At 36.7% G+C, this 3,522-nt stretch carries 4 protein-coding genes; all 4 read right to left on the bottom strand.

Annotation, left to right across the window (positions count from 1 at the left end; translation table 11 throughout):
- The coding region (locus AC22ZQ_RS13425; RefSeq protein ID WP_318959277.1) for an acyl-CoA thioesterase at positions 1-258 on the bottom strand (258 nt) is incomplete at its 3' end.
- 152 nt (positions 259-410) lie between these two features.
- Complete coding sequence (locus tag AC22ZQ_RS13420) at positions 411-1,115, bottom strand: pseudouridine synthase (protein ID WP_318959276.1); 705 nt, start codon at positions 1,113-1,115, stop codon at positions 411-413.
- A gap of 51 nt (positions 1,116-1,166) precedes the next feature.
- Positions 1,167-2,813, bottom strand: coding sequence for a SulP family inorganic anion transporter (locus AC22ZQ_RS13415; RefSeq protein ID WP_318959275.1), 1,647 nt, complete (start codon positions 2,811-2,813; stop codon positions 1,167-1,169).
- 119 nt (positions 2,814-2,932) lie between these two features.
- The gene (locus AC22ZQ_RS13410) at positions 2,933-3,376 is read right to left on the bottom strand and encodes a hypothetical protein (protein ID WP_318959274.1); all 444 of its coding nucleotides are present in this window, start codon (positions 3,374-3,376) and stop codon (positions 2,933-2,935) included.
- Between the last annotated feature and the right edge of the window lie 146 nt (positions 3,377-3,522).

Raw genomic sequence — 3,522 nt, 5'->3', positions numbered from 1 at the left:
GGTGTTTCCCACATAATTAACACTGGCATATAAAGATAATTGATCACCAATCTCAACGGGAGTAAGAAAATCAACCGTTTCCACAGAGGCTGTTACGCAATAATTCCCTGCATGTTTGGTAGCGCAGGCGTAGGCTACTTTGTCCATCATAGATAGTATGGTTCCTCCATGAACACGTCCCCCAAAGTTGGCGTATGAAGGGACCATAAGCTCGGAAAGTACGGTTTGAGAAGCTGAATTGTGTTTGTATTCTCTCATAAGTTTGCTTTTGATAAATGAAGATAAGGAATTCAATTTAAATTCTTTTGATGAGAACACTTGGTTCGTGTTTCGTCTTGTAGTTGATGGACAGAAGGTTTTTACGAAAAACTAAGTTTTAAAGAAAGAATAACTCAAAGTCTTTGTTGGAATTAATCCAGTAAAAGTAATTTCTGCATGCGTTCAAATTCATCAAATAAAGGGGCTTCTATCACCATATTTTCAAAGCTGTAAGGATGTTTAAGTCTAAAGTCAACGGCATGTAACATCATTTGCTCCAAGCCAAATCGTTCTCCCAATATTTTATTCTGTTTGTTACAGCCGTGGGGTCTATCTCCAATAATTGGGTGGCGTAGGTGATTACAATGTTTTCTAATTTGATGCATTCTCCCTGTCTTTGGAAAAGCTTCAATTAAAGAATAGCGTGATGTTTCAAATTTTCCCGATGGAAAATCACACTCTGACTGCATTAAGCATCTAAATTGAGTTTGTGCCTCTTGCGCTTTGCCTTTTAGATTTTTTAAGGAATAGTCTACGTAAATTTCTTCTGGGAAATGACCGCGTACTATGGCTAAGTATCTTTTTTGAGTATTTATTGAAGCTAGAGTTTCTTGCATTTTCTGAGCTGCTTCTGAACTAAATGCAAACAACAAAACTCCTGAAGTCTTTCTATCTAATCTATGGATAGGATAGAGGTGTTTCCCAGTTTGATCTCGAACAATTTGCAATGCAAACTCTTCGGCATCAGTTGCCAAATTAGTACGGTGCACCAGAAGTCCGGTGGGCTTGTTTACAGCAACATAATACTCATCCTGGTAAAGTATATCCAGCTCCTTTATATCTTCGGTATTCTCCACGGTATAAAGCTAAAAAAAGCAGGTTGTATTTCTACTTCCTGCTTTTAAATTTTATTCGGTAACCGCGGGTGTATCCGTCATTACATAATATCTAGGATCATCTATACTTTCTTCAATGATATCTTTAAATCCTTCGTTGTTCTTAATTAAAAGTGTTTTACAATCAGGACTCAAATGCGTTAATTTCACTTTCTTGTTTTGTGCTTCGTATTTGTTGACCAAATTCACCAAAGCTTCAATACCAGAGTGGTCAGATACTTTAGAATCTAAAAAGTCTATTTCAATATTTTCAGGATCTTCTTTAATGTCAAACTTCTGATTAAAGGCCTGAATACTACCAAAGAATAGGGGACCAAAGATTTCATAAACTTTCGTTCCATCTTCCTTGTATTTCTTTCTTGCTCTAATTCTTACGGCATTTTCCCATGCAAATACTAAAGCTGAAATGATTACTCCTGCGAATACTGCAATGGCTAAATCGGCAACAATGGTGATTACAGATACAGCTACTAAAACAAAGGCATCCGATTTCGGAATCTTTTTCATGATACGGAAACTCGACCAAGCAAAGGTGTCAATTACCATCACAAACATTACACCTACTAATGCTGCGATTGGAACCATTTCAATGTATTCTGCTGCGAAAACAATAAAAGATAATAAGGTTAAAGCCATCATAACTCCAGATAATCTACCTCTACCTTTCGCGTTGATGTTAATCATGGTTTGACCTATCATACCACAACCACCCGTTCCTCCAAAGAGTCCACTTACAATGTTACCGAATCCTTGTCCTACACATTCTCTGTTTCCGTCTCCTCGCGTTTCTGTCATCTCATCTACTAAGTTCATGGTCATTAACGACTCAATTAAACCTACAGAAGCCGCTAAGAATGCATAAGGGAAGATAAATGCTAAAGTATCTAAGTTCAGGGGCAAGTTTTCCCACAACTCTAAATTAGGAGTAGGGAACTTACCTTTCAAACCTTCACCACCACCTTCTCTAATGTATGAACCAATGGTAGCTACATCCATTCCTGAGAAAATTACGAAAAGCGTAATAATTAAGATAGCTGTAAGTGCTGCGGGCAATTTAGAAGTTGGTTTCCATTTTGGTAAAAGGTAAATTATTGCCATGGTCACTGCTACCAATAGTGACATTTTAGTCAATGAACTCCATGAAAAGAGATCACTAAAAAATACTGAAAACGCAGATTGTGTTTCTGTACCTGCTTGAACAGGGAACATTTTTAACTGCGCTATGAAAATAACTACAGCCAAACCGTTAACGAATCCAAGCATAACCGGGTGGGGAATAAGTCGTACAAAACGACCTAATTTAAAGTAACCAGCAGCAACTTGAATAATACCCATTAATATTACACAGGCAAAGAGATAGAAGAACCCCATATTTTCAACGGGTGTATCAAAAGCAAGTCCTCTTTCATGACCTTCAGCGATCATATTTACAAAAATTACCGCTACCGCTCCTGCTGCTCCTGAAATTAACCCAGGTCTACCGCCGAATAAAGCCGTAATTAATCCAACAATAAATGCTCCAGACAAGGCTACTAAAGGATCTATTCTTGCCACAAAGGCAAAGGCTACAACCTCTGGTATCATCGCCAATGAAACGGTCATACCTGCTAAAATATCATTCTTAGGATTTGCAGTAAACCCTTGGAAAAACTTCTTCATACCAAAATTTTAAGGGGGCAAAGATAGAGAACTCAAAATGCAATAGCGAATGATGAGGGAGAAATTTGAGAAGGGGTTTGGTTTGAGGTTGGATTGAGCGAGGAGTACTTTGAGTTTTATTACTCTAGTTGCTTAACCCTTTCAATAAATTCTTCATACGAATCTACCGGAGGATTTTCATGGTCTATATACCCCATCTCCGCATGAAAAAAATACTTCATTCCTTTTAAAAATTCCTTTTCGTCCTTCCTAGAATCAACATATCTGGAAATTCCAAAAATCATACATCCATCCTCCGTATAAAAGATCATTCCATGCTTATTCCTATCCTGTTTATTTAGGTTTTGCCAATAAATACTTTGAGCATATTGATTATTTGACTCAAGATAGGTCATTAAATCATGAGCCTTGTCAAAATTTTGTACAGGACTAACTGAATATTGCGGAATGCTGTACTCATCTGCACTCTCCGAATTCAAGGGGAGAAATTGGTTTAAGAAATCAATTCCAAGTTGTTTAGATCTTGACTTTTTTATAACATATATGTCGGCTAGATGTCCCATTTAATGTTGAGGGTAATTATACTTTTTTATTCTTAATACTAGAGAAAATAATATTGAATAGAAATAATACTTGTGCGAATATTACAATAATGATTATAAGTGTGAAACAAAAATTGTAATCAGGAAAATTTTTGAACTACAAAACT

This window comes from Lishizhenia sp. (assembly GCF_057456495.1).
The sequence above is the reverse complement of the archived record's forward strand: the minus strand, read 5'-3'. Positions and strand labels throughout refer to the sequence as shown.